Source organism: Priestia sp. 3CA3 (genome assembly GCF_056836725.1).
In genome coordinates, this window is the sequence record NZ_JBXENJ010000001.1 from 488,621 (window position 1) to 514,034 (window position 25,414).

The following is a 25,414-nucleotide window of genomic DNA, read 5'->3' on the forward strand; positions in this document are numbered from 1 at the left end:
ATAACGAAGGGGTGGTTATGTATGAAACAAGTACATACGTCGTTTAAAGAAGCGGTGAAAGATATTCACGACGGTGCTACGATGATGGTCGGTGGTTTTGGTTTATGTGGAATTCCGGAGAATTTGATTTTAGCGTTAGTTGAAACAGGGGTAAAAGATTTAACCGTAATTTCAAATAACTGCGGCGTAGACGACTGGGGACTTGGACTGCTTCTGAAAAACAAACAAATTAAAAAGATGATTGGCTCTTACGTGGGAGAAAATAAAGAGTTTGAAAGACAAGTATTGTCAGGAGAAATTGAAGTAGAATTGCTACCTCAAGGCACGCTAGCTGAAAAGATTCGCGCCGGCGGAGCGGGCATACCTGCATTTTATACACCAGCGGGAGTGGGAACACCCATTGCTGAAGGAAAAGAAGTTCGTGTGTTTGATGGGAAAGAATATTTACTAGAAGAGGCGTTAAAAGCTGATTTTAGTTTGGTTAGAGCTTGGAAAGCCGATCATATGGGGAATTTAGTGTATAACAAGACAGCGCGCAATTTCAGCCCAATGATTGCAGCAGCAGGAAAAGTGACGATAGCAGAAGTAGAGGAACTTCATCCAACAGGTTCACTTGATCCAAATATTATCCACACACCTAGTGTATATGTTCAATCGTTAATTATTGGTGAACAAGAAAAACGTATTGAGCGTTTAACCGTTCAAAAATAACAAAAGGGGAGAGATTTTTCATGATTGAAAACGGCGTGAACGTGAGAGAGCGAATTGCAAAACGTGCTGAAAAAGAAATTTTGGACGGATTTTATGTAAACCTTGGAATTGGTATTCCAACGCTTGTGGCTAATCATATCTCAGATAATAAAACGGTTGTGCTTCAGTCCGAAAACGGTCTGTTAGGCATTGGACCATATCCGAAAGAAGGAGAAGTAGATCCTGATTTAATTAATGCAGGTAAAGAAACCGTAACGGCGACAAAAGGGGCTTCTTACTTCGACAGTGCTGAATCGTTTGGCATGATTCGCGGAGGGCATATTAATATTGCGATTTTAGGAGGCATGGAAGTCTCAAAAACTGGTGACTTAGCTAACTGGATGATTCCTGGAAAAATGATTAAAGGAATGGGCGGTGCAATGGATTTAGTTCATGGAGCGCAGCGCATCATTGTTATTATGGAACATGTGACGAGAAAAGACCAACCTAAAATCTTAAATGAGTGCACCCTCCCTCTGACAGGAAAAGGGGTAGTAGATCGTATTATTACAGATCGAGCGGTCATTGACATTACGGCAGAAGGCCTAAAACTTGTCGAAGTAGCGAAAGGCTATACGGTAGAAGATATTCAACAGTCTACAGAGCCAACTCTAATCATTGATGAACATGTAAAACTAGATGCATTTTGATTTTTGGTAACAAAAGCAAGAATATGATACAATATCTCTCAATTAAAGTAGCGGGGGAATTGTGATGGCTAAAAAAAAGCAAAAACAATCAGCACAAAAACAAAATGATCAGCTCAGTATCAAAGATCAGCTAAATGATAGCTTATTAAAACAGCTTCAGGCTAAAAAACAGGCGCTTTCTTTAAAAGAAGAAGAGCAGAAAGAAACAGAACGTAAAGAAGCTGCTCGAATTCGAAAAGAAAAAGAAAAAAATAAATCGTTTGAAGAACTGTTAAATGAAAGTGATATGAACTGGTCCGAATTTAAAAAATAAAAGCGCCGATAAAGGCGCTTTTATTTTTTAACGATGAGCTTCATATTGATTTGCTTTAAAAATCGAGTGCAGTTTGTTCACTTCAGTAGGCTGTAGGGGGGAGGTCTCGACAGCCTTTACGTTTTCACGAAGCTGTGAAGAAGAGCTTGCTCCTGCTACAACTGAGGCTACCGTAGGATTAGCTAAACAGTATTGAAGTGCAGTTGAATTCAGAGAGTGATTTGGTCGTACGTGACGAAATGCTTCAATCGTTTTTGATAATTCCGTACCGCTATAGTCTAAGTATCCCTTACCTTCGAATGCAGCAAGCTTTTGCTCTCCTTTTTCGGTTAGCAGCCCTTTGGCTACTGGACCTCTGGCTACAACGCTAATGCCGTTATCGTGCAAAAGGGGAAGTGCACTTTCTTCAGGACGTCTGTCTAACAAGCTATATTGCATCATGACACTGACAATAGAAGAGTTTTGCACATACTCTCGAATCACATTCGGCCGGATAGATGAAATACCATAGTAGCGAATGACGCCTTCTTGTTTTAATTCTTCAAATGCTTCAATCGTTTCTTCAATATTGTCTTCAACAGTCCCTCCGTGCAGTTGATATAAATCGATGTAATCCGTTTGAAGCCGGCGCAGGCTTTCTTTCACTTCATCTTTTATGTAAGCTTTAGACGGATCCCACGTCCAGCTGTCTTTTGCATCATTCCAGCGATTTCCTACTTTTGTGGCTAAAACAATATCATGTCTGCGGTTTTTTAAAGCTTGTCCCACAAACTCCTCGTTTAAGCCAAAGTCATATAAATCTGCTGTATCAAAATAATTAATGCCATATTCCAGAGCTTCATCAATCATATTGACAGCGTGTTTCTGTTCCGTGCCAAGAGACATGCATCCTAAACCTAATGTACTGACCAGCAAATCTGAAGTACCTAAGCGTCTTTTTTCCATATATGCCACTCCTTATTTTTTACTTGTTTCTATCTATTGTAGCGCTATGATAGAGGAAAACTCAAATAAGAAGATTAAAAAACTGCAGCACAATTAGTGTCTGCAGTCTGCTTGTTGTTTGTAAGAATTAAAATTTTGAGAGATAGCGTTCGTCCACTCATCAACATACTGAAATTGTTCGCCGTATTCTTTTAACTTTTGCTTAATTTCCCATGCTTTACCGACTAAAATGATTTGCTTCTCGTGAACATAAACTTTCATTTTTTCTACCTCCCAAGATTCGTATGATAGAATATATGTAAGAGTCAAAAAAATAGAACGAGGTGGAGAAAATGGATCATTTAACAGAAAAAATGCGGTCTTCTGAAAAGCTGTTTGGAGGCAGAGTGATTGATTTGTACTTAGAAGAAGTAGAGCTTCCGAACGGAAAAACGAGTACAAGAGAAGTAGTTAAGCATCCTGGAGCTGTCGCTGTCATTGCGTTAACAAGCGATCATAAAATGGTTATGGTCAAACAGTATCGCAGACCGATGGATCGTATTTTAGTGGAAATTCCAGCCGGCAAGCTGGAAAAAGGAGAAGAGCCGATTGTAACGGCAAAACGTGAGTTAGAAGAAGAAACGGGCTATACAACAGATTCCCTTAGCCATATTATTTCTTTTTACACATCGCCAGGTTTTGCAGATGAGTTGGTTCACGTTTATTTAGCAGAAGATTTAAAAGTGATGACCACCAAAGCGGAATTGGACGAAGATGAATTTGTTGAAGTGATGGAAGTTACTGTAGATGAGGCCCTTACTCTTATTCAAAACAAAGAAATTTACGATGCAAAAACAGCATATGCTGTGCAGTACTTACAGTTAAAAAGCGGATTAGGAGAGTAAGAGAGTTTTTTCTTTTACATACGTACGGCAATCTAGCAATTTAGAGGTTTACATTGAAACGTCATTTGATGTGAGAAAAAACAGGCATGCGCGTATCTCTAGCTTAAAAAATGTGTGACAACCATATATTAGTTGAAGAAAAATCCGAACGATAAATAGAGATTCTTGATTTAGAATCAAATTCGTTCGGATTTTTTTTAAGTTGATGGTGAACGTAGCTTTCATTTATGTAGTTGGTTCTAGCGGTTGATTGGAGGTCAAGGCGAAGACTCCCGCGGAAAGCGAAGCCTTGCATGAAAATCAACAGCGGTGTCACAAGCTATCCATACTATCTCATTTGTTCTTATTTAGATTAGATTAATTTCATTATGTCTTAATCTCTTTTTTATGTGATAGATTTAAAAGATTCTTGGCATAGTTTTTGTACTCTATCATACACTCTATTAAGCGATTAATAGGAGGAAGACGATGAGAAAAAAACAATTGCCATTATCGTATGCAAGACATTTTCAAGAAAACAGTTCTATTTATTTATTTGTAACCGTGCTGTTTTTAATGGGAATCATTTTTGGGGCTATTGTTGTAAATAGTTTGACGCTTGATCAAAAAGAAGACCTGTACTTCTATTTAAACCGGTTTTTCGGACAGGTAAAGAGTGGGGAAGTAGCAAGCAGCGTTGAAATGTTTCAGCAAAGTTTTTTTCACAATGTTAAATACTTAGGGCTCATTTGGATACTAGGAATTGCTATTATTGGTTTGCCTGTAGTGTTAATTCTGCTGTTTTTAAAAGGAATGGTGATTGGTTTTACCGTAGGCTTTTTAGTCAATCAAATGGGACTCTCTGGGTTTGCGCTATCTTTTGTATCTGTTATGCCGCAAAATATCTTTCTCATACCGGCATTTCTGATTCTGTCTGCAGCTTCAGTTGCCTTTTCTTTGAAGCTCGTGCGGCAGCAGTTTTTTAAAAAAGCAGCGGAGCCAATTTCTGCATCCTTTTTACGCTATAGCGGCACGATGATTGCAATGATATGCTTGGTTGCCTGTGCAGCTACAGTTGAAGCTTACGTATCACCTACTTTAATGAAAAGTGTAATGGCTCTATTAAATAAGTAAGAATAAGTATTAAATAAAAAGAATTCTTTTTTCTTATTAAGAATAACTTTATTTTGACACCCTCGACACATCTGATATAATGGATTAGTGAATGGCGAGGGAGGGAATAATTATGGAAAGTCGAATTGAGCGAATTAAGCAGCAGTTGCACTCAGCTAGCTATAAATTGACACCTCAACGTGAGGCGACTGTAAGAGTACTTCTTGAACATGAAGAGGATCATTTAAGTGCCGAAGATGTATATCTCCTCGTCAAGGAAAAGTCTCCGGAAATTGGATTGGCAACTGTTTATCGTACGTTAGAATTGTTAACTGAACTTAAAATTGTTGATAAAATAAACTTTGGCGATGGCGTTTCTCGCTACGATTTAAGACAAGAAGGAGCCGCACACTTTCATCATCACCTTGTGTGTATGGAATGTGGATCTGTGGACGAAATTCAAGAAGATTTGCTTGAAGACGTTGAAGAAATTGTGGAAAAGCAATGGAATTTTAAAATTAAAGATCACCGCTTGACATTTCATGGCATTTGCCATCGCTGTCAGGATAAAGAAGACAAGCAGTAAAAGCCTTTTCCATAATGGAGAAGGTTTTTTGTTGTACATAAATAGAAAAAATAACGAGGTTACAAGCTATATGGTTTTATAGAAAGGAAGGAAATGACAAGGAGAGAACTCAGCGTATAAAGGCAAGAAACATGTATAAAACCTGTCCCAATTGGCATATCTTCTAATAGAATCAAAAATTGGAGGAATTGTTTCATGAAATCATGGACTGAAATGGTATATAATACATGTAAAGTATTTATCTTATTTACCGGGTTTACTCTTTTGTTTTATTTTGGAATGATATGGGTATCTCAAGAGTATCAAAATTATAAACGTTATGATGAGCCGTCGGGTTCAGCAGTTAAGGTCATGCAAGCAAGTGTGAACAAAGATCAGACGTGGCTGGAGCGTTTATTTATGTTTTATCAAAACGGGGAGTAGAGGCTATTGAATGATCAAATTCAAGATTTTATTCATTATTTAGTAGTAGAGCGGGGACTGGCGAAAAATACGATTGATTCGTATGAACGAGATTTAAAAAAGTATGCTCAATATTTAGAGCATGTAGAGCAGCTGAAATCATTTAATGAAGTAACAAGACTCCACATCGTTAATTTTCTGAAATATTTAAGTGATCAGCAAAAATCATCTAAAACGATTGCGAGACATGTGGCTTCAACTAGATCTTTTCATCAATTCTTACTAAGGGAAAAAGCAGCGGATACAGATCCATCCGTTCATATTGATACTCCGCAGCTTGAGCGCAAGCTGCCAAAAGTGCTAAATGCAGAGGAAGTAGAGGCGCTGTTAAATGTGTTTGATACTTCGACGCCTTTTGGCATACGAGACAAAGCGATGCTTGAATTGCTTTATGCTACTGGAATTCGTGTATCTGAACTCGTTAACTTAAATATTGATGATGCACATTTGACGATGGGATTTATTCGGTGTATCGGAAAAGGGAATAAAGAAAGAATTGTCCCCATCGGAAGGTTGGCAACAGAGGCGATTGAAGAGTACTTACAGCATGGCCGGAGTATTTTAACAAAGCAAAAGGAACAGGACAAAGCACTTTTTGTTAATCATCATGGAAGGCGCTTGACAAGGCAGGGGTTTTGGAAAATATTAAAAAAGTTAGCTTCTGAAGCAAAAATTGAAAAAGAATTAACTCCACATACGTTACGCCATTCGTTTGCTACTCATTTGTTAGAGAACGGCGCGGATTTGAGAGCTGTTCAAGAAATGCTCGGGCATGCGGATATTTCGACCACTCAAATTTATACACATGTCACAAAAGCGCGTTTAAAAGATGTATACAATCAGTTTCACCCGCGAGCGTAGGAAGATCCCAATGTCCAGTAAGTTCATAGACATTGGTTTTTTTGATTGAAAACACTTTCATTCCTGTGTACAAAAAAATAAAAAGCGTCTATACTAATAGAGAGGTCAGACTTCTGACCAATAAGAGAAGATGGTTAAATTATTTCCAAACGGGAATTTTATAGAGAATAAATAAATTGATATTTGGAGGGAATAAAATGGCGCATACATATAAACGCGTATTTTTAGTTGTCATGGATTCAGTAGGTATCGGTGAATCACCGGATGCTGAAAAATACAATGATAAAGGTGCCGATACGTTTGGTCATATTGCAGAACACTGCAACGGTCTTCATATGCCTAATATGGCTAAGCTTGGTCTAAGCAATATCCGTGAAATTAAAGGAATTGATAAAGCCGAAAAGCCGTTGGCTTACTATACAAAGATGCAGGAAGCTTCTGCCGGAAAAGATACAATGACAGGTCATTGGGAAATTATGGGCCTTAATATTGATACGCCTTTTAATGTGTTTCCAGACGGATTTCCAGAAGAGCTGATTTCACAATTAGAAGAAAAAACAGGCCGTAAAATTATTGGAAACAAACCAGCATCTGGTACAGAAATTTTAGATGAGCTAGGAAAACAGCATATGGAAACAGGTGACTTAATCGTCTATACATCAGCAGATTCTGTTTTGCAAATTGCTGCTCATGAAGAAATTGTTCCAATTGATGAATTGTACAAAATTTGTGAGATTGCTCGTGAATTAACGCTTGATGATCCATATATGATTGGACGTGTTATCGCTCGCCCGTTTTTAGGTGAACCAGGTAACTTCACTCGTACATCCAATCGTCATGACTATGCATTAAAGCCTTTTGGACGTACAGTAATGAATGAATTAAAAGACAATGACATCGATGTTATTGCTATCGGTAAAATTTCTGATATTTACGACGGAGAAGGGGTCACAAAATCTCTTCGTACCAAGTCGAATATGGACGGCATGGATAAGCTAGTTGATACATTAAACATGGACTTCACAGGCTTAAGCTTCTTAAATTTAGTTGATTTTGATGCTCTCTATGGCCATCGCCGCGATCCACAAGGATATGGGCAAGCGCTTGAAGAATATGATGCACGCTTGGAAGAAGTATTTGATTTATTAAAAGAAGATGATTTATTGATTATTACAGCGGATCATGGAAATGACCCTGTTCATCATGGGACAGACCATACGCGTGAATACGTGCCGCTTCTTGTGTACAATAAAGGCATGAAAGAAGGAAAAGAACTTTCTATTCGTCAAACGTTTGCGGATATTGGCGCAACGGTAGCAGAAAATTTTGGCGTAGCAATGCCTAAGCATGGAAAAAGTTTTTTACAAGAGCTGAATTAAGCAGGGGGAATGGAGTATGACAAAAGAATATATTGAAAAAGCAGCAGCATATATTAAAAATCAATCAGCTGTTACACCAACCATTGGGCTTATTTTAGGTTCTGGACTAGGGGTATTAGCTGACGAAATTGAAGGCGCGGTAAAAATTCCGTACAACGACATTCCTGAGTTCCCGGTTTCAACAGTTGAAGGTCACGCAGGTCAATTAGTAATAGGTACTATTCATGACGTACCGGTTGTAGCTATGCAAGGACGTTTTCACTTTTATGAAGGGTACGCCCTTGATAAAGTAACATTTCCAGTGCGCGTAATGAAAGAAATCGGTGTAGAAACGTTGATTGTAACGAATGCAGCAGGCGGAGTAAACGAATCCTTTAATCCAGGAGACTTAATGATTATTTCTGATCATATTAATAACTTTGGAACGAACCCTTTGATTGGACCTAATGACTCTGATTTTGGCGTAAGATTCCCGGATATGTCAACTGCTTACTGCAAGGACCTTCGTCAATTAGCGAAGAAAGTAGGAGCTGATTTAAATATCGCCTTACAAGAAGGTGTATATGTAGGAAATACAGGTCCAACATATGAAACGCCTGCTGAAGTACGAATGCTTCGCATTATCGGGGGAGACGCGGTCGGTATGTCTACAGTACCAGAAGTTATTGTAGCACGCCATGCAGGTATGAAAGTACTGGGTATTTCTTGTATTTCTAATATGGCAGCTGGTATTTTAGATCAGCCGTTAAATCATGAAGAAGTGATTGAAACGACTGAAAAAGTAAAACAGCAGTTTTTATCGCTTGTAAAAGAAGTAGTAAAGCAACTTCCAGCTGATCAAAAATAAGAAGAAAATATGACTTCAAGCATCGAGAATTTCTCGATGCTTTTTTTATTTCGTTTAGTATAAATCGATTATACCTTGGAAAAAATAGGTTGTATAAAGAATGGAGGTTTGTGGAGATGAAGCGAACTATTGTAAAGTTACTCGTTGTCATATTTTTATTTCCACTTATGACGCAACCTGTTTTAGCCGCAGAAAAAAAGAGTTCTGAGCTTGCTGACAGTGCTAGGTCAGCTATTTTAATTGAACGGGATACAGGAAAAATTCTATACGAAAAAAATAGTAATCAAGAACTTCCCCCTGCCAGTATGACTAAAATTATGACAATGATTTTAATTATGGAGGCTTTGGATAAAGGGAAAATTACCTTAAAAGATAAAGTGCGAGCAAGTGAATATGCCGCTTCAATGGGAGGCTCACAAATCTTTTTAGAGCCCGGAGAAGAAATGACGGTAAATGATTTGCTAAAAGGGATTGCGATAGGTTCTGGTAACGATGCTTCTATGGCAATGGCTGAATATTTAGCTGGATCAGAAGAAAAATTTGTAGCAAAGATGAACCAAAAAGCGAAAGAGCTTGGTTTGACTCATACAAAATTTCAAAATCCGACAGGCCTGCCTGTAGAAAATCACTATAGTACAGCTCATGATATGGCCATGATGGGCAGAGAGCTACTAAAGTATGAAAAAATTATTAACTATACAAGTAAATACGAAGCTTATTTACGCACGGATACAGATAAGAAGTTTTGGTTAGTAAATACGAATCGTTTAGTGAAATTTTATCCCGGGGTTGATGGACTCAAAACGGGATTTACAGGTCAAGCTAAGTATTGCCTGACAGCTACCGCTAAAAAGGGAAATATGCGTGTGTTAGCGGTTGTATTCGGTGCAAGCACGCCAAAAGATCGCAATAATCAAGTAACCAAAATGTTAGACTACGCATTCAGTCAATATACAACGAAGCCTTTATACAAAAAAGGAGACGTTATTGCCAAGATAGATGTAAACAAGGGTAGTGAAGATCAGGTAACAGCCGTTACGTCAGAGCCTATTTCTGTTTTATTGAAAAAAGGAAATGCAGCCAAAGATGTTAAAACAGAAGTGAAAATGAACGAGAAGTTAAATGCGCCTATTCAAAAAGGCGACAAAATTGGAACGTTGACCATTAAGAAGGATAACAAAGTAATGAGTTCTTCACCGCTTCTTGCAAAAGAAGATATCGATGCTGCTTCTTGGTGGAAGCTATTTAAACGTACATTCTCTATTTTCTCTCAAACATCTTAAACAGCTAAATGTGACGAAATAGAACTAGTTTTGTCGGTGAGAAGGATTCTATTCTGTTGGCAGCGAAAGATTGACTATAAGATTTCCGAGGAGGTTTGTATAGTGAGTCTTTCAATTGAACTGGAATTCAAACAAGATGTCTTGTTGGTTCGATTAACAGGAGAATTAGATCATCATACGGCAGAAGAGCTAAGAAGCAAAATCACCCAAGCGATAGAGAAGGAATCTATCAGCCATTTGATTTTAAATCTACAGCATTTAACCTTTATGGACAGCTCTGGCTTGGGGGTTATTTTAGGGAGATACAAACAAGTTCATAATAACGGTGGGGAAATGGTTGTATGCGCTATTTCTCCCGCTGTAGAACGTTTGTTTAATATGTCAGGCTTATTTAAAATTATTCGTTTTGAACCTAATGAAGAAAACGCGCTTCAAAAATTGGGGGTGGCATAATGAAAAATCAAATGAACCTCCAATTTTCCGCGCTTAGTCAAAATGAATCGTTTGCCCGTGTCACGGTAGCATCATTTATTACACAGTTAGATCCAACAATGGATGAGTTAACAGAAATTAAAACAGTCGTATCTGAAGCAGTAACAAATGCTATTATTCACGGCTACGAAAGCAATCCGGATGGTGTGGTATATATTTCTGTGACGCTTCATGAAGACGGTGTAGTGGAGCTGATGATTCGTGATGAAGGAATTGGTATCGATAACGTGGATGAAGCAAAGCAGCCTTTATACACAACGAAACCAGATCTAGAACGCTCTGGAATGGGTTTCACCATAATGGAAAACTTTATGGACGAAATTCGAGTAGAGTCTACTGTATTAGAAGGTACGACCTTATATTTAAAAAAGCACTTAACAAATAGTAAAGCGCTATGTAATTAAGGAGACTTGCCAATGGATGTGGAGGTCAAAAAAAATAAAAACGAACCGTATTTAAAGGATCATGAAGTTAAAGACCTCATCAAGCGCAGTCAGCAAGGTGATCAAATTGCACGAGATACAATCGTCCAAAAAAATATGCGGCTCGTTTGGTCGGTTGTTCAACGTTTTATTAACCGTGGTTATGAGCCCGATGATTTATTTCAAATTGGATGTATAGGACTATTAAAGTCCGTTGATAAATTTGACCTATCGTATGATGTTAAATTTTCAACATATGCTGTTCCGATGATTATTGGTGAAATTCAGCGGTTTATTCGTGATGATGGCACGGTAAAGGTTAGCCGTTCTCTGAAAGAAATGAGCAATAAAATACGTAAAGCAAAAGATGAGCTTTCCAAATTGCTTGGACGCGTCCCTACAGTCGCTGAGGTTGCAGAACATTTGGATCTCACTCCTGAAGAAGTAGTGCTGGCTCAAGAAGCTAATCGTGCTCCTTCGTCTATTCACGAGACCGTCTATGAAAATGATGGAGATCCAATTACCCTTCTTGACCAAATTGCTGATCATACGGAAGCGAAGTGGTTTGATAAAATTGCATTAAAAGAAGCAATTGAAGAACTTGATGAGCGTGAAAAGCTCATTGTCTATTTGAGGTATTACAAAGATCAAACTCAGTCCGAAGTGGCCGCAAGGCTGGGAATTTCTCAGGTTCAGGTATCGAGGCTTGAGAAGAAAATCTTAAAACAAATGAAGCTGCATATGAATGACACGTAATACTTAAGAAGCAATCCGTTTTGCTATTCAAAGAAGAATAGTGAAACGGATTGCTTTTTTTTATTTGGTAATTAATGGTCTGTTCAGAAACGTGAATTAGAAAATTTAAGAAAATCCATACTACACGTACAGGGAGATAATGAATCGTAAGGTGTGATATGAATGGAAAACGTTCTTTATCTTAAAATGAGGCATCGTATTCAAGTAAAACCTGATGAAGCTGTAAATATTGGACAATTAGCAATGGTTATAGCAGGAGATTCTGTTCAAAAGCAAATTGAAAAGCTAATTGTCTATCAAGTAAGTATGAGTGATCGAAATATTATCATTGTTGATTTAATGAAGGTAATTGAAAAAGTTGCCTCTCAGTATCCGCACTTAGACATTCAGACGATTGGACCCGCTCAAACAATTGTAGAGGTCGTGTATAAAAAGAGACAATATTCCTTTTTGTTTTTTCTAGCTGTTTGGTTTCTTCTCTTCATCGGAGCTGCTTTAGCAATTATGAACTTTCACGAAGATGTGAGTATGAGACAAGTACATCAAAAATTGTTCTATATGCTGACCGGTCTGAGAGATAAGCAGCCTTTGCTGATTCAAGTACCTTACTCTATCGGTTTAGGGTTGGGAATGATTCTGTTTTTTAACCACGTCTTTAGAAAACGAATTAATGAAGAGCCTAGTCCTCTCGAAGTCGAAATGTTTAATTACCAGCAAGACTTAGATCAATACGTCATTATGCACGAGAATAAAGAAAGTATGAAAAAAATTGATGATCATTAACATTGTGATGACCATTGTAATTGGACTTGCGGGAGGATTGGCTGCAGGTGCTGGATTTGTAGCATTTTTAACGGTGCTGGGCATTATTCCGCGTTTGATGCAGCTGACCAAAACCATGAAATACATTCAAGCATATGAGTGGGGAGTCGTAGGTGGTGCCGTTACAGGCGGTTGGTGCAGTCTTCATCAATACACGTGGCAGTTTCCTGCGGTGCTTATTATGATCATAGGTCTAACGAGCGGTATTTTTATTGGAATGCTGGCAGCAGCGTTAACAGAAGTGCTTAATGTATTGCCGACGTTAACGAAACGAATAGGAATGGAAGGCAAGCTTATTTTATTGTTAATGGCCATTGTACTAGGCAAAGTATGCGGGTCATTATTTCATTGGATTTATTTTGTTAATCAATAAGAAAAGGATGTATGTAACATGGCAAATAATCAAAAATTAAAAGATAACTATCAAGAAAGCATTAAACCATTTCAGCCTAAACCTTCATATGTGGCAAATTGCCTAAAGGCCTTTTTGGTAGGGGGAATCATTTGTACATTAGGACAGGCAATTCAAAATTTCTATATTGCATTTTTTGACTTTAATGAAAAAAATGCAGGTAATCCTACCGTCGCAACCCTTATTTTAATATCTGCGCTCTTAACCGGGTTTGGGATATATGATCGTATTGGTCAATTCGCAGGTGCAGGTTCAGCCGTTCCTGTTACGGGTTTTGCCAATTCCATGACGAGTGCAGCGCTTGAACATCGAAGTGAAGGAATTGTTCTCGGAGTTGCGACCAACATGTTCAAGCTGGCTGGAAACGTCATTGTATTTGGGACGGTTTCGGCTTACGTTGTAGGAATCATTCGCTACCTTTTTAAAACTTATTTGCTATGAAAAGAGGGGGATTATGAGAAAAACTGGAAAGCAAACGTGGGTTTATGAAAATCCTATTTACATTAATGCTACAGGAACAGCCGTAGGGCCAAAAGAAGCAGATGGACCGTTGGGAGAAACATTTGATATTACACATAAAGATTTGCACTGTGAAGAAGACAACTGGGAGTTAGCTGAAAGAAGACTGATGACGGAGTCCATTGACTCCTGCTTGCAAAAAATAAATTTATCCTATGAAGACATTGATTTGTTTTTGGCTGGAGATTTATTAAATCAGAACGTAACGGCTAATTTTGTAGCTCGACATAACCAAATTCCATTTCTATGCATGTTTGGCGCTTGCTCCACATCAATGGAAACGCTGGCAACAGGGGCAGCTCTTGTGGATGCGGGATTTGCTAATCGTGTTATTGCATCAGCGAGCAGTCATAACGCAACCGCTGAGCGCCAATTTCGAAATCCTACCGAGTACGGAGGACAAAAACCAGATACGGCAACGGCAACTATTACGGGAGCAGGGGCAGCGCTGGTCTCGAAAGAAAAAGGTATTGTGCGTCTCACGTCTGCAACGATTGGGCGTGTAATGGATTATGGGATTAAAAACGCAAACGATATGGGTTCTGCTATGGCACCAGCTGCTGCAGATACCATTCAAAGGCATTTGGAAGACTTAAACGTCGCGCCAAGCGAGTATGATCTTATTTTAACAGGAGATTTATCTGGTGTAGGCAGTCCAATTTTAAAACAGCTGCTCAAGGACGAAGGCTACGATATATCAACCAATCATAATGATTGCGGATTAATGGTATATCGCCCCGACCAAAATGTATTTGCAGGAGGAAGCGGCTGCGGCTGCTCGGCTATTGTCACGTATGGTCATATTTTAAATGAATTAAAATCGGGAAACTTAAAGAAAGTGTTTATGGTGGCAACAGGAGCTCTTTTAAGTCCAACGATGATTCAGCAAAAAGAGTCAATTCCAACAATTGCTCATGGCGTCGTCTTAGAACATATCGGGGAGGGGGATGATCAATGGAGTATGTAATAGCTTTTGCTGTAGGAGGAATCATTTGCGTTATTGGGCAGCTGCTGCTGGATCTTGCTAAACTTACTCCAGCGCATGTTATGAGTTCGTTTGTAGTTGCGGGAGCGATTTTAGATGGATTTGGTCTTTATGATAAGTTGATTGAATTTGCTGGCGCCGGAGCGACGGTTCCAATTACAAGCTTTGGTCATTCCTTGCTGCACGGAGCGATGAAGCAAGCGGATGACCATGGATTTATCGGGATTGGGATTGGGATTTTTGAACTTACCTCCGCTGGAATTTCAGCAGCTATTTTATTTGCTTTTATTATCGCGTTAATCTTTAAACCGAAAGGATAAAAGATTATGAAAAAAAGAAGGATCATTATTGTAACCGATGGCGATGAATATGCGCGCAAAGCAATTGAGCATGTAGCTAAATCCGTTGGTGGCAGGTGCATTTCGAGGTCATATGGAAACCCTACTACGTTAACAGGGAGTCAAACGGTAGATTTAATTCTTCAAGCACCATATGATCCCGTCTTTGTGATGTTCGACGATAGCGGTTTCTTAGAGGAAGGACCTGGGGAAATTGCTTTGCTGCATGTAGCAAAGCATCCTCAAGTAGAAGTTCTTGGAGTGATTGCCGTTGCATCACGTACTCATCAAAGCGAATGGACAAGAGTGGATGTGACCATTGATCGTTTTGGGGAAATATCGCATTACGGCGTGGATAAAAGCGGAATTCAAGAGTTAGAAGTCGGACGAATTAATGGAGATACAGTTTACTGCTTGGATCAGCTCGATATTCCCTTAGTTGTAGGAATAGGAGATATCGGCAAAATGGCTAGGATGGATGATGTCAAACTGGGATGTCCTATTACTGAAAAAGCAGCAAGACTTATTTTAGAAAGGAGCGGTTCGTTTGGGTAAGCTAGCAGAGAAGAAAACAGCTATTTTTTCAAAAGTGCAAAAAAACGATCAGTGGTTCAAGGAAAACGCTAGTATGAACACAAGCTTTGATGTGGGAGTACGTAAACTGCTTATTTTGGATCGAGAAGTTCATATTTACTACGTAACGGGGCTGTGTGATAGTTCATTTATTATTGAAATTGCAAAAGTACTCATTCAAATTAATGATAATGAAGTTGAACGAGCAAAGTTAAAGGATATTGTTGAAAACCGTCTTATTCATCAGCAAGTCAAGCCTTTAAAGACGCTGGATGATGGAATGGTATCGGTTTTATCAGGACTGCTATTCGTTTTAATTGACGGTGAAGAAGTTGGCTTTGAAGTCGATGTGCGTACATATCCTGGCAGATCCCCTGAAGAAGCGGATACAGAGAAAGTGATTCGCGGAGCAAGAGATGGATACACTGAAAACATCATTATCAATACAGCGTTAACAAGAAGACGAATTCGTGACGGAAGATTTCGTTTTGAAATTATGAAGGTAGGCGAACGATCAAAATTGGACGTAGCGATTGGGTACATAAATGGCGTAGCTGATCCAGGGCTGGTTAAACTGATAAAAGATGAACTGGAAGCAATTGATATAGATGGTTTGCCGATGGCTGACAAATCAATTGAAGAGTTCTTAGTCAAACAAGGAATTAATCCTTTTCCAATGGTACGCTATACAGAACGACCGGACACAGCAGCAGCTCATGTGCTAGAAGGGCATGTAATCATTATTACCGATACGTCTCCAAGCGTTATTATTACGCCAACTACGCTGTTTCATCACGTGCAGCATGCGGAAGAATACAGGCAGGCTCCTTCTGTCGGTACGTTTATCCGCTGGATACGGTTTTTAGGAATTCTTGCTTCTCTTTTCTTATTACCGTTATGGCTGTTATTTGTACTTGAGCCAGACTTGCTGCCGTCAAAATTGCAATTTATTGGGCCAAACGAAGAAACAAATATTCCAACTGTTGTTCAAATTTTCCTAGCTGATTTTGGGATTGAATTTCTGAGGATGGCGGCCATTCATACGCCGACGCCGCTTGCCACGGCGATGGGCTTGATTGCAGCCGCGCTTATTGGGCAAATTGCTATTGATGTAGGTCTTTTTGTTCCGGAGGTTATTTTGTATGTGGCTATTGCAGCAATTGGTTCATTCGCGACGCCAAGCTATGAGCTAGCGGTAGCAAATAAAATGCTGCGATTGTTTCTGTTAATTTTCGTGGCGGCCTTTCATACTCCAGGGTTTCTTATTGCGACAACGTGTATCATTCTCTACATGGCGCGACTAAAATCATTAAATACGCCTTATTTGTGGCCGTTTCTTCCATTTAATCCGCAGGCTTTGTGGCAGATTCTCATCCGCACACCGGTTCCTGGAGCGAATCCGCGACCTAGTATTGTGCATCCGCAGGATAAAGACCGCCAGCCTGCAAAACCTTAAACAAAATATGTGGTTGAAACCTGTATGAAGATGTGATAGATTTGTTTTAAATATGGAAAATAATAAATATTTAGACAGTTAGCAGCGAATTGCCGTTAACTGTCTTTTTTACACTATACACAGGAACGGGGTCTAAACATGTTTTTACACGGAACAAGTCGCATAAATAAGCAGGGGCATCTGGAAATTGGTGGAGTTGATACGGTTGAATTAGCATCAAATTTTGGGACACCCCTTTACGTATATGACGTGGCTTTAATTCGGCAGCGTGCTAGAGGATTTAAAGAAACATTTGAAAAGCATGGGGTAAAAGCACAGGTCGCTTATGCAAGCAAAGCTTTTTCGACAATTGCAATGGTCCAAGTCGTTCATGAAGAAGGTCTTTCGTTAGACGTTGTTTCGGGGGGAGAACTGTATACGGCTTTAGCAGCTGACTTTCCAAAAGAACGGATTCATTTTCACGGAAACAATAAAAGCCGAGCAGAACTAGAAATGGCCGTCAAAGAAGATGTAGGATGCATTGTAGTTGATAATTTTTATGAAATTGCATTGCTTGAGGAAATAACGGAACAGTATCAAAAAAAGATGCCTGTTCTTCTCAGATTAACACCTGGAATTGAAGCTCATACACATGATTATATCTTGACAGGGCAAGAAGACTCGAAGTTTGGATTTGATCTTCAAAACGGTCAAGCAGACGAAGCTGTGCATCTTGTGCAAAATAGCAAGGGGCTAGAACTTTTAGGTATTCACTGTCATATAGGATCGCAAATTTTTGAAACAACGGGATTTATTATGGCGACTCAAAAGCTTTTTGCAAAAATGAAAGAGTGGAAACAACGTATAAAATTTGTTCCGCAGGTATTAAATTTAGGCGGGGGTTTTGGCATTCGTTATACGGAAGAAGATCAGCCTATCCCTGTTTCTCAGTATGTGGAAGTTATTATAGAAGAGGTCAAAAAGCAGTCCAAACAGTTAGGAGTAGAAATTCCTGAAATTTGGATTGAGCCCGGGCGCTCTCTTGTAGGAGATGCTGGAACGACCCTGTATTCAATCGGTTCTCGTAAACACGTACCGAATGTACGTGAATATGTAGCGATTGATGGAGGCATGAACGACAATATTCGTCCCGCACTGTATCAAGCGAAATATGAAGCGGTCATTGCCAATCGAATGAATGATGAGAGTGATGAGCTCGTATCCATCGCAGGTAAGTGCTGCGAATCGGGGGATATGCTGATGTGGGATGTACATCTTCCAAAAGCAAACCCAGATGATTTATTAGCGATGTTTTGTACAGGCGCATACGGTTATTCTATGGCAAGTCACTATAACCGTTTGCCAAAGCCAGCTGTCGTGTTCGTAGAAGATGGAGAAGCACAGCTAGTCGTAAAACGCGAAACGTATGAAGACATTGTAAAAAATGACGTGAAATACAAAGTGACGGTAAAAAAGTAACGAGTGATTAACGTAAAAAAAGAGCCTCTTGTTCAAGAGGCTCTTTTTTATGAGAATAACGATTTAATAGCATCAATAATATCAACAAAGAATTGCTTTAATTTATCAAGAAATGATTGGCCTTCTTCTGACTGAAGAAATGTTGTTACTTTTTCTTTTGTCGCAGAAAGCTGGTCTTTTACTTGGTTCCAATCGATGTTCATATCTTTTAACCGATTGAAAAAGTCAACCAGTGTATTAAGCTCTGAATCTGTTAATTTAATACCTAAATCATCAGCCACGCGCTGAATTAACGTGCGTAAATCGTCCTTTGTTTGAGGATTTTCTTTAGCAATTTCTTCTTTAATCGTTGCCATAAACTGCGCTGCTTTTTCTTTACCGATTTTTTCACCAAGTTCAGATGTTTGGACCATCTCTTCGTTGGCTGCTTTTTTTACTTCTTCTGGGATTTTTTGATCTGTTTGAACTTCATATGCTTTCATAATACCTGTTAAAGCGGCTGTACCAGATACTTCAAATGGAGCAGTAATCTGGATTTTTGCATCTTTAACGCCGGCGGTCATTAAAGCATTAATATACATGTCATCTGTAATACCATTAATATTTTGAGTTGATACGCTTAAACCAGAATCTTTTGAGCCAAGGGTAATACTAGAAGATGAAATAGCACGAGATCCAATAGTAGCCTTTGGAATAAAGTCACCTAAGTATTCATGCTCTTCTTGGTTTGTCACGGTTACTGTTTGAGCATTGCTTGGTGCATCAAGGTCATTTAATACCTGTTGCTTCTGAGAGCTGGTTAAGTCCTGACCTAATGTAATAATCACATCGCCCGGAGCAGCATCTGCAAAACTTTTTAAGGGTGCGGTTAGGAATAGAAGAAGACCTAATGTCACCATCATTGCTTTTATCGTTAATTTCAAACCTTTTTCCTCCTTTAATCCCATACTTGCCCTATTATAATACGGGCAGGTCTGAAGTAACAGAGTCAATTCATCATTTTCCCATAAATCAGTCTAGAGGCGTAGATTTCTATATAAAATGAAATCTATGTATCTCCATCACTGTATTAGACGGATGATACTATAAAAAGTTTCATCTCACAACTACTATTTTTTATTTAGAGCCCTACGATAAGAAAGTGAAAAAGTGCATTCATTGAATTCATGAGCTTGTTTGTAGTAGAATAGAGTGAGTTTATAAATGTAAGTGTTCTGCCTCTAGGTGGCATTTACAACTTTTACGTTTTGCCGCTTTGACGGGGAAGATAGAGCCTGTAGCGGTACTAATACATATATTGGAGGTCATTTATATGAAAAAAGCAAGTATTTTAATGGAAAATGGTGAAAAAATTCTAATCGATTTATTTCCGAACGAAGCACCAGGAACAGTAGAAAACTTTGAAAAGTTAGCTAATGAAGGATTCTACAACGGCGTAACGTTCCACCGCGTTATCCCTGGATTTGTTTCTCAAGGAGGAGACCCAACTGGTACAGGTGCTGGCGGCCCTGGCTATTCAATTAAATGTGAAACAGAAGGAAACCCTCACAAACACGAAGCGGGTTCTCTATCAATGGCGCATGCTGGTAAAGACACAGGCGGCAGTCAGTTCTTTCTTGTTCATGAGCCACAGCCTCATTTGAACGGTGTTCACACTGTATTTGGAAAAGTAACAGAAGGACTTGATACAGTGTTGAAAATGAAAAATGGCGACGTAATGAAAGAAGTAAAAGTCTGGGAAGAATAAGAGTATACTGCTATAAATGGATATCAGCTAATAAAACGTCATAACAACCTTTTACAGGGGGTTACGGCGTTTTTTCTTCGCGCAACAGCTCAAAAAGCGTAATAGATTAGGTTTCTCATACACGCGTGACATATGACAAGCTTTTGTGTAATATTGCTATTTACTTATAAATTTTGTATGATAAAAGCAGTAAAAAACGCAGCGCATTAATTTGTAGGAAAGTTTGAGGACGAGGGAGAATCGTATGCTTATTCGCTATAAACGAAACTATGAAAAAATTGCCATGGGTCTTCTATCGTTTGTACCTACGGAAAAAGATTTAAAAAAACTTCAACAAACGATGAAAGAATATGAGCAAAACGAACATTGGCAGCTGTATCTTTGGAAGCAAGAAGAAGATATTATTGGAATTGTTGGCATTTCCATGCTCGATAAAAGTTTGATTGAGGTTCAACACGTCAGTGTAAACCCTTCACACCGCCAACAGGGCATTGGCAAAAAAATGATTAAAGCTCTTAAAGAAATGTATACGACTGCACAAATTAAGCCGAGTGAAATCATCGCTCCTTTTTATGAAAAGTGTCAGGCGGATGAATAAAGAAAAGCATGATTAGTTGAGGTGCGAAAGCGTCTTTCACATCCTAGTCATCATAAAACAACAGGTAGCTTCTAGCTACCTGTTGTTTTGTTTTGCCAATAAGTTCGCTTGTCTTTCCGCAATCACATCTGAACGATCTCGCGTGCTGTGACGATGAACAATCGCATCATTTTGCAGATTAGAAGCTGATAACCAGACAAGCTGTTTATCAGTGCTTCTTTGTTTGCAAGCTCGTAATAATGCTGGATCTTCAATAGGTAAGTTAATGCTTTTATATGGCTGATAGGTATCGATTAAAGCTAATTGTTTGCGAAGAAGTTTAAGCAGTGAAGGATAATTAAGTCCAAGCTGTGCAATATTTTCTTCTTCCTTCGTTAAAATTGCCAGCGCCTTTTGCATCGTTCTTTTGGCTCCCGCGAAATTTTGACGTCGATGATGATAGAGTGAAACAGCAATTTGAATAAGGCCAACCCAAATAATATTGCGGTGTCCTCTTTCGTCTTTTTTCCAGTGTTCTTCTAGCAGTTCATGGCATTCAAAGTAATCCCGGTCGCCATGAAAATGAACTAAATAATCAATATAGGCTTGTGAATACAATCTTGTTCCCTCCTGGTAAGACTCTATATGTAGTGTATCACAAAAATTAGCTATTCATCAGCGCTGTGCCTTTAAAGAGACAAACGTGCTCAAGGTATGGCGAACACGTTTGTTTTTATTCAATATGTGTGGTTAGAAGCGTAAGCAAGAACAACCAACAATAATTAATAAAATAAACAGTACAACAATTAAAGCGAAACCGCTACCGTATCCACAAGATTTTTCACCCATGCGAGTTCCTCCTTCAGCCATTTGAAAATGTTATTACCTTGACATCATATGTATGTTTAAACTTTTTGTATGGGCAAATGACCTATTTTTACGTTAATTTGTATTGGACATGTGTCTATAATCCTCTATACTAATGATAGTAACGTTATATAAAGCAGCAGAAATGATAAGCAATTGAAAAGTGTTGGTGAGATAAAAGTGGAGTACAGTGTAAAAGTAGATGCGTTTGAAGGACCTTTAGATCTTCTTCTGCATTTGATTAACCGATTTGAAATTGATATTTACGATATCCCAGTAGCGACAATTACTGAGCAATATATGATGTTTATACATACAATGAATGAGCTTCAGCTAGACGTTGCCAGTGAGTATCTAGTCATGGCAGCAACTTTGCTTCAAATTAAAAGTAAAATGCTTCTGCCTACGTATGAAGAAGATATGGATGAAATTGAAATGGTCGATGAAGAAGATCCGCGTGAAGAATTGATGCAGCGCTTAATTGAATATCGAAAGTTTAAAGAAGCGGCAGTAGAGCTTCAAAAGCTGGAAGAAGACCAAAGTCATGTGTATACAAAACCTCCAAGTAATGTGCAAATAAATGCAGAAGAACGTACGCAGCCTCAGGACGAAGGGTTGGATATATCACTGTATGATATGCTAAGTGCTTTTCAAAAGTTAATGAAACGAAAGCAAAACAAAAAGCCTATGCAGACGAAAATAGCAAGACAAGATATTCCAATTGACAAGCGCATGAGTGAAATTGTGAATGAATTAAAAGCCTTTAAAGGGAAAAAAAGTTTTTATCAGCTGTTTCCTTATCAAGAGCGTGATCATATTGTTGTAACGTTTTTAGCTGTGCTGGAATTAATGAAAGAAAATGAAATCGTTGTGGAACAGCAGCACAATCTAGACGAGCTTTATGTATCGTATCGAGAAAGGAATGAAGAGGAATGACAACGAATAATTTACAGGCTATTATTGAGAGCTTACTTTTTGTTTCTGGTGATGAAGGTCTGTCTATTAGCCGGTTAGCTGAGATTATAGAAAAGCCTCATGAAGACATTCAAGGTGCTTTGGAAAGCTTAGAGCAAGAGTGTAAGTCCAGAGGAGTTACACTTGTTGAAATAGGCGGGGCCTATCAGCTTGTTACAAAAAAAGAGCATGCACCATATATTGAGAAGCTCGTAGAAGCTCCTGCTAATCAATCATTGTCACAAGCAGCGCTTGAAACGTTAGCTATTGTAGCGTATAAGCAGCCAATTACAAGAGCTGAAATCGAAGAGATTCGCGGAGTGAAAACGGAAAGACCTCTTCAAACTTTAATTGGAAAGGTTCTGTTAAAAGAAGTGGGACGAGCGGAAGGCGCAGGGCGTGCCATCTTATACGGAACGACAAAAGAATTTTTAGGCTATTTTGGGCTTAAAAGTATCGAAGAGCTGCCGCCGCTTCCAGAAGATTTGTTACAAGAAGGAACCAATCAAGAGGCAGATTTATTTTTTCAATCGTTTCAAGAAATGAAGTGAAACCGTAAAAGAACATAGAGTTTTTCTATGTTCTTTTTTGTATGGACAAATCTTTTCATTCATAACCAAAAAAGACGAGCATAAACTTGTACAAACAGGTAGAGGGACGGGGATGACATGAAAAGAAGCAAAAAAAGTATCATCTATCTATTTATTGTATTGCTATGTCTCAGCGGTTGGCCTTCCGTATCATCTGCAGCAGGGAGTGTAAGTGCTCATAGTGCTATTTTGATGGAACAGAAGTCAGGAAGAGTGTTATACGCTAAAAATGCAGATCAAGTTAGCCGAATTGCTAGCATCACAAAAATTATGACAGCAATACTGGCGATTGAATCTGGCAAAATAAATAAAAAAGTTACCGTTAGCCACAACGCAGTTGGCGTTGAAGGTTCTTCTGTGTATTTAGTTGAAGGTGAAAAAATAAAATTAAAAGATTTAGTGTATGGCTTGATGCTTCGCTCAGGTAATGATGCTGCTGTAGCTATCGCAGAAGCCGTTGGAGGAAGCGAAGATGGATTTGTTTATTTGATGAATAAAAAAGCAGAAGAAATTGGCATGACGAATACAACATTTCAAAATCCGCATGGATTAGACGATCATGAAAATCATCGCTCAACAGCGCACGATATGGCTTTGCTTATGCGCTATGCAATGAATAATAAAATTTTCAAAGAGATTTCAGGAACAAAAGTCTATCGAATGAAGCACCCTGAAGAGAAATGGGATCGAGTGTGGAAAAACAAAAATAAACTGCTGACAACACTATATGCATACTGTACTGGCGGAAAAACAGGATATACAAAATTAGCAAAACGAACGCTTGTGACAACTGCTACAAAAGATGGAATGGATTTAATCGCCGTAACGATTAATGCGCCAGATGATTGGAACGATCACATTTCCATGTATGAAAATGCATTTGATAAATATGATATGACCAGTTTAGCTGCAAAAGGCGAATTGGCAGATATAAAAGATTCTTTCTATAAAGATCAGTTGTATATTAAACGAAATGTCGTCTATCCTCTTACAAAGAAAGAACAGAGCTCTGTAGAAGTGAAAACAACGTTAATTCAGCCTAAAAAGCAGTGGGAAGAAACAGGGAAAGTTCCCAATGTTGTAGGGAAGCTCGATATTTATAGAAGTGGAGAAACGATTGACAGTGTTCCTATTTATTTCGAAAAGCAGGCCGAGCAGCAAGAAGGTTTCTTTAATCGAGTGAAGCGATTAATGTTTATTCAGTCTGGAGCCAAAACAGATGGTTAATATTATTTGGATGCTGCTGACCATTATCGGAATTGTTTTTGCAATTATAAATGGGAAAATTGGTGATGTAAACAAAGCAATTTTTCAAGGAGCAGGCGAAGCGGTGACCATCAGCATTGGATTAATCAGCGTGCTGGTCTTTTGGTTAGGTATGATGAATATTGCTCAAAGTGCAGGGCTTCTCGACAAGTTAGCGAGACTATTTCGACCCATTATTACTAGACTTTTCCCTGATGTTCCAAAAGATCATCCGGCCTTAGGATACATATTGTCCAATATGATGGCGAATATGTTTGGGCTGGGGAATGCGGCAACTCCTCTTGGTATTAAAGCGATGGAGCAGCTTAAAAAACTGAACGGCGACAGAGACGAAGCAAGCCGTTCTATGATCACACTTTTAGCACTTAACACAACCAGTTTAACGCTTATACCGACCACAGTTATTGCCATTCGAATTACGTATAACTCGGCTAATCCTACTGAAATTGTGGGTACTACGCTTTTAGCAACTGTTGTAGCTACAATAGGAGCTATCATCATCGATCGCTTCTTTTATTATCGACGTACGCGAAAAGGAGGAAAACGAAAATGACGATGCTTAATCAAGTATCATTGATGTTTATTCCTCTTATCGTAGGATGTATTTTACTTTATGGAACCTACAAAAAAATTCCTACGTATGAAAAGTTTGTAGAGGGAGGGAAAGACGGATTACAAATTGCTTTTTCCATCATTCCTTACTTAGTCGGCATGTTAGTGAGCATCTCTATTTTTCGAGCTTCAGGAGCCCTTGATTTTTTCTTATCTGTTTTAAAACCTATGCTGCAAGCAGTCGGCGTTCCGGCTGAAATTGTACCTTTAGCTCTTATTAAACCCATATCTGGAACGGCTGCCCTTGGTATCACAACGGATCTAATTTCTACATATGGACCTGATTCTTTTATCGGTCGTTTGGCATCGACCATGCAGGGAAGTACAGATACCACGTTTTATATTTTAACGGTTTATTTCGGAGCAGTAGGTATTAAAAAAATGGGAGATGCGCTGAAGGTTGGTTTACTGGCGGATTTGGTAGGGATTATTGCATCAGTTGTGATCGTAATCCTTGTATTTGGCCGGTAAGAAATCGAAAATTCTACCTCTGTGTGGCAAATAGACTTGTGTATT

The 25,414-nt window shown here is 38.8% G+C and carries 34 protein-coding genes; 29 read left to right on the top strand and 5 right to left on the bottom strand.

The features are described 5' to 3' along the window. Positions 1-21 precede the first annotated feature (21 nt). The 3 genes from AC1VNJ_RS02505 to AC1VNJ_RS02515 all read left to right on the top strand — a co-directional run bounded on the left by AC1VNJ_RS02505 (position 22) and on the right by AC1VNJ_RS02515 (position 1,713). Positions 22-711 (top strand): CoA transferase subunit A, encoded by a 690-nt coding sequence (locus tag AC1VNJ_RS02505; protein ID WP_028411555.1) that lies wholly within the window; start codon positions 22-24, stop codon positions 709-711. A 20-nt stretch (positions 712-731) separates the two neighbouring features. Continuing rightward, complete coding sequence (locus AC1VNJ_RS02510; RefSeq protein ID WP_028411554.1) at positions 732-1,400, top strand: CoA transferase subunit B; 669 nt, start codon at positions 732-734, stop codon at positions 1,398-1,400. A gap of 64 nt (positions 1,401-1,464) precedes the next feature. Next, positions 1,465-1,713: a YqkE family protein gene (locus AC1VNJ_RS02515; protein WP_033579729.1), complete on the top strand. Its 249-nt coding sequence runs from the start codon at positions 1,465-1,467 to the stop codon at positions 1,711-1,713. Positions 1,714-1,740: 27 nt separating this feature from the next. Here the strand turns inward: AC1VNJ_RS02515 and AC1VNJ_RS02520 are convergent, their stop codons facing one another. Together AC1VNJ_RS02520 and mciZ are read right to left on the bottom strand one after the other, a co-directional pair. Then, entirely contained in the window at positions 1,741-2,658 is a 918-nt protein-coding gene (locus tag AC1VNJ_RS02520; RefSeq protein WP_028411552.1) for an aldo/keto reductase, read from the bottom strand. 93 nt (positions 2,659-2,751) lie between these two features. Continuing rightward, the gene (gene mciZ, locus AC1VNJ_RS02525; protein ID WP_033579730.1) at positions 2,752-2,919 is read right to left on the bottom strand and encodes a Z-ring formation inhibitor MciZ; all 168 of its coding nucleotides are present in this window, start codon (positions 2,917-2,919) and stop codon (positions 2,752-2,754) included. A gap of 71 nt (positions 2,920-2,990) precedes the next feature. On the opposite strand from mciZ, the gene AC1VNJ_RS02530 reads away from it, so the two are divergent. The 19 genes from AC1VNJ_RS02530 (at position 2,991) to lysA (ending at position 18,285) form a co-directional block, all read left to right on the top strand. Then, positions 2,991-3,542, top strand: a complete 552-nt coding sequence (locus AC1VNJ_RS02530; RefSeq protein WP_028411551.1) for an NUDIX hydrolase — start codon at positions 2,991-2,993, stop codon at positions 3,540-3,542. Positions 3,543-4,010: 468 nt separating this feature from the next. Next, positions 4,011-4,655, top strand: coding sequence for a stage II sporulation protein M (spoIIM, locus tag AC1VNJ_RS02535; RefSeq protein ID WP_025750451.1), 645 nt, complete (start codon positions 4,011-4,013; stop codon positions 4,653-4,655). Positions 4,656-4,767: 112 nt separating this feature from the next. After that, the gene (fur, locus tag AC1VNJ_RS02540) at positions 4,768-5,220 is read left to right on the top strand and encodes a ferric iron uptake transcriptional regulator (protein WP_013059082.1); all 453 of its coding nucleotides are present in this window, start codon (positions 4,768-4,770) and stop codon (positions 5,218-5,220) included. 195 nt (positions 5,221-5,415) lie between these two features. After that, positions 5,416-5,643 carry a YqzK family protein gene (locus AC1VNJ_RS02545; RefSeq protein WP_336119422.1) on the top strand — a complete coding sequence of 76 codons (228 nt, stop codon included), beginning with the start codon at positions 5,416-5,418 and terminating at the stop codon, positions 5,641-5,643. A 6-nt stretch (positions 5,644-5,649) separates the two neighbouring features. Further along, positions 5,650-6,543: a site-specific tyrosine recombinase XerD gene (gene xerD / locus AC1VNJ_RS02550; RefSeq protein ID WP_028411550.1), complete on the top strand. Its 894-nt coding sequence runs from the start codon at positions 5,650-5,652 to the stop codon at positions 6,541-6,543. A 197-nt stretch (positions 6,544-6,740) separates the two neighbouring features. Next, positions 6,741-7,922, top strand: a complete 1,182-nt coding sequence (gene deoB, locus AC1VNJ_RS02555; protein WP_028411549.1) for a phosphopentomutase — start codon at positions 6,741-6,743, stop codon at positions 7,920-7,922. A gap of 16 nt (positions 7,923-7,938) precedes the next feature. Beyond that, positions 7,939-8,769 (top strand): purine-nucleoside phosphorylase, encoded by an 831-nt coding sequence (locus tag AC1VNJ_RS02560; protein ID WP_482640289.1) that lies wholly within the window; start codon positions 7,939-7,941, stop codon positions 8,767-8,769. A 116-nt stretch (positions 8,770-8,885) separates the two neighbouring features. Beyond that, positions 8,886-10,052, top strand: coding sequence for a D-alanyl-D-alanine carboxypeptidase family protein (locus tag AC1VNJ_RS02565; RefSeq protein WP_033579732.1), 1,167 nt, complete (start codon positions 8,886-8,888; stop codon positions 10,050-10,052). Between the two features lie 102 nt (positions 10,053-10,154). Next, entirely contained in the window at positions 10,155-10,505 is a 351-nt protein-coding gene (gene spoIIAA / locus AC1VNJ_RS02570) for an anti-sigma F factor antagonist (protein WP_014458299.1), read from the top strand. Then, positions 10,505-10,948, top strand: coding sequence for an anti-sigma F factor (gene spoIIAB, locus AC1VNJ_RS02575; RefSeq protein ID WP_013084935.1), 444 nt, complete (start codon positions 10,505-10,507; stop codon positions 10,946-10,948). Before spoIIAA ends, spoIIAB begins: the two co-directional genes overlap by 1 nt. A 12-nt stretch (positions 10,949-10,960) precedes the next feature. Continuing rightward, positions 10,961-11,722, top strand: a complete 762-nt coding sequence (sigF, locus tag AC1VNJ_RS02580; protein ID WP_013059074.1) for an RNA polymerase sporulation sigma factor SigF — start codon at positions 10,961-10,963, stop codon at positions 11,720-11,722. A 162-nt stretch (positions 11,723-11,884) separates the two neighbouring features. Then, a complete protein-coding gene (locus AC1VNJ_RS02585) occupies positions 11,885-12,505 on the top strand; it encodes a stage V sporulation protein AA (RefSeq protein ID WP_028411546.1) in 621 nt (206 codons plus the stop codon). After that, on the top strand, positions 12,495-12,917 hold the full coding sequence (locus AC1VNJ_RS02590) for a stage V sporulation protein AB (protein ID WP_014458301.1): 423 nt from the start codon (positions 12,495-12,497) through the stop codon (positions 12,915-12,917). Before AC1VNJ_RS02585 ends, AC1VNJ_RS02590 begins: the two co-directional genes overlap by 11 nt. An 18-nt stretch (positions 12,918-12,935) precedes the next feature. Next, positions 12,936-13,397 carry a stage V sporulation protein AC gene (gene spoVAC / locus AC1VNJ_RS02595; RefSeq protein ID WP_028411545.1) on the top strand — a complete coding sequence of 154 codons (462 nt, stop codon included), beginning with the start codon at positions 12,936-12,938 and terminating at the stop codon, positions 13,395-13,397. Positions 13,398-13,410: 13 nt separating this feature from the next. Then, positions 13,411-14,442 carry a stage V sporulation protein AD gene (spoVAD, locus tag AC1VNJ_RS02600; RefSeq protein WP_028411544.1) on the top strand — a complete coding sequence of 344 codons (1,032 nt, stop codon included), beginning with the start codon at positions 13,411-13,413 and terminating at the stop codon, positions 14,440-14,442. Further along, the gene (spoVAE, locus tag AC1VNJ_RS02605; protein ID WP_013059069.1) at positions 14,430-14,780 is read left to right on the top strand and encodes a stage V sporulation protein AE; all 351 of its coding nucleotides are present in this window, start codon (positions 14,430-14,432) and stop codon (positions 14,778-14,780) included. The genes spoVAD and spoVAE overlap by 13 nt, the downstream gene beginning before the upstream one ends. A gap of 6 nt (positions 14,781-14,786) precedes the next feature. Beyond that, positions 14,787-15,353 carry a stage V sporulation protein SpoVABEA gene (spoVAEA, locus tag AC1VNJ_RS02610; RefSeq protein ID WP_014458304.1) on the top strand — a complete coding sequence of 189 codons (567 nt, stop codon included), beginning with the start codon at positions 14,787-14,789 and terminating at the stop codon, positions 15,351-15,353. Then, the gene (locus AC1VNJ_RS02615; RefSeq protein WP_033579733.1) at positions 15,346-16,827 is read left to right on the top strand and encodes a spore germination protein; all 1,482 of its coding nucleotides are present in this window, start codon (positions 15,346-15,348) and stop codon (positions 16,825-16,827) included. The genes spoVAEA and AC1VNJ_RS02615 overlap by 8 nt, the downstream gene beginning before the upstream one ends. 138 nt (positions 16,828-16,965) lie before the next feature. After that, complete coding sequence (lysA, locus tag AC1VNJ_RS02620; protein ID WP_367071637.1) at positions 16,966-18,285, top strand: diaminopimelate decarboxylase; 1,320 nt, start codon at positions 16,966-16,968, stop codon at positions 18,283-18,285. Positions 18,286-18,332: 47 nt separating this feature from the next. On the opposite strand, the gene AC1VNJ_RS02625 is transcribed toward lysA, so the two are convergent. Continuing rightward, positions 18,333-19,208: a DUF1002 domain-containing protein gene (locus AC1VNJ_RS02625; RefSeq protein WP_014458307.1), complete on the bottom strand. Its 876-nt coding sequence runs from the start codon at positions 19,206-19,208 to the stop codon at positions 18,333-18,335. A gap of 389 nt (positions 19,209-19,597) precedes the next feature. Between AC1VNJ_RS02625 and AC1VNJ_RS02630 the strand changes: the two genes are divergently transcribed. Then, positions 19,598-20,032, top strand: coding sequence for a peptidylprolyl isomerase (locus AC1VNJ_RS02630; protein ID WP_013059064.1), 435 nt, complete (start codon positions 19,598-19,600; stop codon positions 20,030-20,032). A 244-nt stretch (positions 20,033-20,276) separates the two neighbouring features. Next, positions 20,277-20,630, top strand: a complete 354-nt coding sequence (locus AC1VNJ_RS02635) for a GNAT family N-acetyltransferase (RefSeq protein WP_013059063.1) — start codon at positions 20,277-20,279, stop codon at positions 20,628-20,630. A gap of 75 nt (positions 20,631-20,705) precedes the next feature. On the opposite strand, the gene AC1VNJ_RS02640 is transcribed toward AC1VNJ_RS02635, so the two are convergent. Both AC1VNJ_RS02640 and AC1VNJ_RS02645 read right to left on the bottom strand, forming a co-directional pair. Continuing rightward, a complete protein-coding gene (locus AC1VNJ_RS02640; RefSeq protein WP_014458309.1) occupies positions 20,706-21,227 on the bottom strand; it encodes a DUF309 domain-containing protein in 522 nt (173 codons plus the stop codon). Positions 21,228-21,359: 132 nt separating this feature from the next. Further along, positions 21,360-21,458 (bottom strand): YjcZ family sporulation protein, encoded by a 99-nt coding sequence (locus tag AC1VNJ_RS02645; RefSeq protein WP_170836726.1) that lies wholly within the window; start codon positions 21,456-21,458, stop codon positions 21,360-21,362. Between the two features lie 198 nt (positions 21,459-21,656). Here AC1VNJ_RS02645 and AC1VNJ_RS02650 point away from each other — a divergent pair, with 198 nt between their 5' ends. From AC1VNJ_RS02650 to AC1VNJ_RS02670, 5 genes are all read left to right on the top strand, one after another. Next, positions 21,657-22,412: a segregation/condensation protein A gene (locus AC1VNJ_RS02650; protein ID WP_013059060.1), complete on the top strand. Its 756-nt coding sequence runs from the start codon at positions 21,657-21,659 to the stop codon at positions 22,410-22,412. Continuing rightward, the gene (gene scpB / locus AC1VNJ_RS02655; RefSeq protein WP_482640290.1) at positions 22,409-22,981 is read left to right on the top strand and encodes an SMC-Scp complex subunit ScpB; all 573 of its coding nucleotides are present in this window, start codon (positions 22,409-22,411) and stop codon (positions 22,979-22,981) included. Before AC1VNJ_RS02650 ends, scpB begins: the two co-directional genes overlap by 4 nt. Before the next feature lie 117 nt (positions 22,982-23,098). Then, positions 23,099-24,247 (top strand): D-alanyl-D-alanine carboxypeptidase family protein, encoded by a 1,149-nt coding sequence (locus tag AC1VNJ_RS02660; RefSeq protein ID WP_033579737.1) that lies wholly within the window; start codon positions 23,099-23,101, stop codon positions 24,245-24,247. Continuing rightward, the gene (locus AC1VNJ_RS02665; RefSeq protein ID WP_154989715.1) at positions 24,240-24,839 is read left to right on the top strand and encodes a nucleoside recognition domain-containing protein; all 600 of its coding nucleotides are present in this window, start codon (positions 24,240-24,242) and stop codon (positions 24,837-24,839) included. Before AC1VNJ_RS02660 ends, AC1VNJ_RS02665 begins: the two co-directional genes overlap by 8 nt. Continuing rightward, positions 24,836-25,369, top strand: coding sequence for a spore maturation protein (locus AC1VNJ_RS02670; RefSeq protein ID WP_013084923.1), 534 nt, complete (start codon positions 24,836-24,838; stop codon positions 25,367-25,369). Before AC1VNJ_RS02665 ends, AC1VNJ_RS02670 begins: the two co-directional genes overlap by 4 nt. The last annotated feature ends 45 nt before the right edge of the window (positions 25,370-25,414 follow it).

What these genes read in the sequence shown, in the direction of transcription:
- AC1VNJ_RS02545 (WP_336119422.1), top strand. Translation starts at nt 5,416, where the DNA reads ATGAAATCATGGACTGAAATGGTATATAATACATGTAAAGTATTTATC.
- AC1VNJ_RS02660 (WP_033579737.1), top strand. Translation starts at nt 23,099, where the DNA reads ATGAAAAGAAGCAAAAAAAGTATCATCTATCTATTTATTGTATTGCTA.
- AC1VNJ_RS02645 (WP_170836726.1), bottom strand. Translation starts at nt 21,458, where the DNA reads ATGGGTGAAAAATCTTGTGGATACGGTAGCGGTTTCGCTTTAATTGTT.
- AC1VNJ_RS02585 (WP_028411546.1), top strand. Translation starts at nt 11,885, where the DNA reads ATGGAAAACGTTCTTTATCTTAAAATGAGGCATCGTATTCAAGTAAAA.
- fur (WP_013059082.1), top strand. Translation starts at nt 4,768, where the DNA reads ATGGAAAGTCGAATTGAGCGAATTAAGCAGCAGTTGCACTCAGCTAGC.
- spoIIAB (WP_013084935.1), top strand. Translation starts at nt 10,505, where the DNA reads ATGAAAAATCAAATGAACCTCCAATTTTCCGCGCTTAGTCAAAATGAA.
- AC1VNJ_RS02635 (WP_013059063.1), top strand. Translation starts at nt 20,277, where the DNA reads ATGCTTATTCGCTATAAACGAAACTATGAAAAAATTGCCATGGGTCTT.
- scpB (WP_482640290.1), top strand. Translation starts at nt 22,409, where the DNA reads ATGACAACGAATAATTTACAGGCTATTATTGAGAGCTTACTTTTTGTT.
- spoVAE (WP_013059069.1), top strand. Translation starts at nt 14,430, where the DNA reads ATGGAGTATGTAATAGCTTTTGCTGTAGGAGGAATCATTTGCGTTATT.
- AC1VNJ_RS02530 (WP_028411551.1), top strand. Translation starts at nt 2,991, where the DNA reads ATGGATCATTTAACAGAAAAAATGCGGTCTTCTGAAAAGCTGTTTGGA.
- deoB (WP_028411549.1), top strand. Translation starts at nt 6,741, where the DNA reads ATGGCGCATACATATAAACGCGTATTTTTAGTTGTCATGGATTCAGTA.
- AC1VNJ_RS02560 (WP_482640289.1), top strand. Translation starts at nt 7,939, where the DNA reads ATGACAAAAGAATATATTGAAAAAGCAGCAGCATATATTAAAAATCAA.
- AC1VNJ_RS02590 (WP_014458301.1), top strand. Translation starts at nt 12,495, where the DNA reads ATGATCATTAACATTGTGATGACCATTGTAATTGGACTTGCGGGAGGA.
- lysA (WP_367071637.1), top strand. Translation starts at nt 16,966, where the DNA reads ATGTTTTTACACGGAACAAGTCGCATAAATAAGCAGGGGCATCTGGAA.
- mciZ (WP_033579730.1), bottom strand. Translation starts at nt 2,919, where the DNA reads ATGAAAGTTTATGTTCACGAGAAGCAAATCATTTTAGTCGGTAAAGCA.
- AC1VNJ_RS02510 (WP_028411554.1), top strand. Translation starts at nt 732, where the DNA reads ATGATTGAAAACGGCGTGAACGTGAGAGAGCGAATTGCAAAACGTGCT.
- sigF (WP_013059074.1), top strand. Translation starts at nt 10,961, where the DNA reads ATGGATGTGGAGGTCAAAAAAAATAAAAACGAACCGTATTTAAAGGAT.
- AC1VNJ_RS02630 (WP_013059064.1), top strand. Translation starts at nt 19,598, where the DNA reads ATGAAAAAAGCAAGTATTTTAATGGAAAATGGTGAAAAAATTCTAATC.
- AC1VNJ_RS02505 (WP_028411555.1), top strand. Translation starts at nt 22, where the DNA reads ATGAAACAAGTACATACGTCGTTTAAAGAAGCGGTGAAAGATATTCAC.
- spoVAEA (WP_014458304.1), top strand. Translation starts at nt 14,787, where the DNA reads ATGAAAAAAAGAAGGATCATTATTGTAACCGATGGCGATGAATATGCG.
- spoVAD (WP_028411544.1), top strand. Translation starts at nt 13,411, where the DNA reads ATGAGAAAAACTGGAAAGCAAACGTGGGTTTATGAAAATCCTATTTAC.
- AC1VNJ_RS02670 (WP_013084923.1), top strand. Translation starts at nt 24,836, where the DNA reads ATGACGATGCTTAATCAAGTATCATTGATGTTTATTCCTCTTATCGTA.
- AC1VNJ_RS02565 (WP_033579732.1), top strand. Translation starts at nt 8,886, where the DNA reads ATGAAGCGAACTATTGTAAAGTTACTCGTTGTCATATTTTTATTTCCA.
- AC1VNJ_RS02665 (WP_154989715.1), top strand. Translation starts at nt 24,240, where the DNA reads ATGGTTAATATTATTTGGATGCTGCTGACCATTATCGGAATTGTTTTT.
- AC1VNJ_RS02515 (WP_033579729.1), top strand. Translation starts at nt 1,465, where the DNA reads ATGGCTAAAAAAAAGCAAAAACAATCAGCACAAAAACAAAATGATCAG.
- spoIIM (WP_025750451.1), top strand. Translation starts at nt 4,011, where the DNA reads ATGAGAAAAAAACAATTGCCATTATCGTATGCAAGACATTTTCAAGAA.
- spoVAC (WP_028411545.1), top strand. Translation starts at nt 12,936, where the DNA reads ATGGCAAATAATCAAAAATTAAAAGATAACTATCAAGAAAGCATTAAA.
- AC1VNJ_RS02520 (WP_028411552.1), bottom strand. Translation starts at nt 2,658, where the DNA reads ATGGAAAAAAGACGCTTAGGTACTTCAGATTTGCTGGTCAGTACATTA.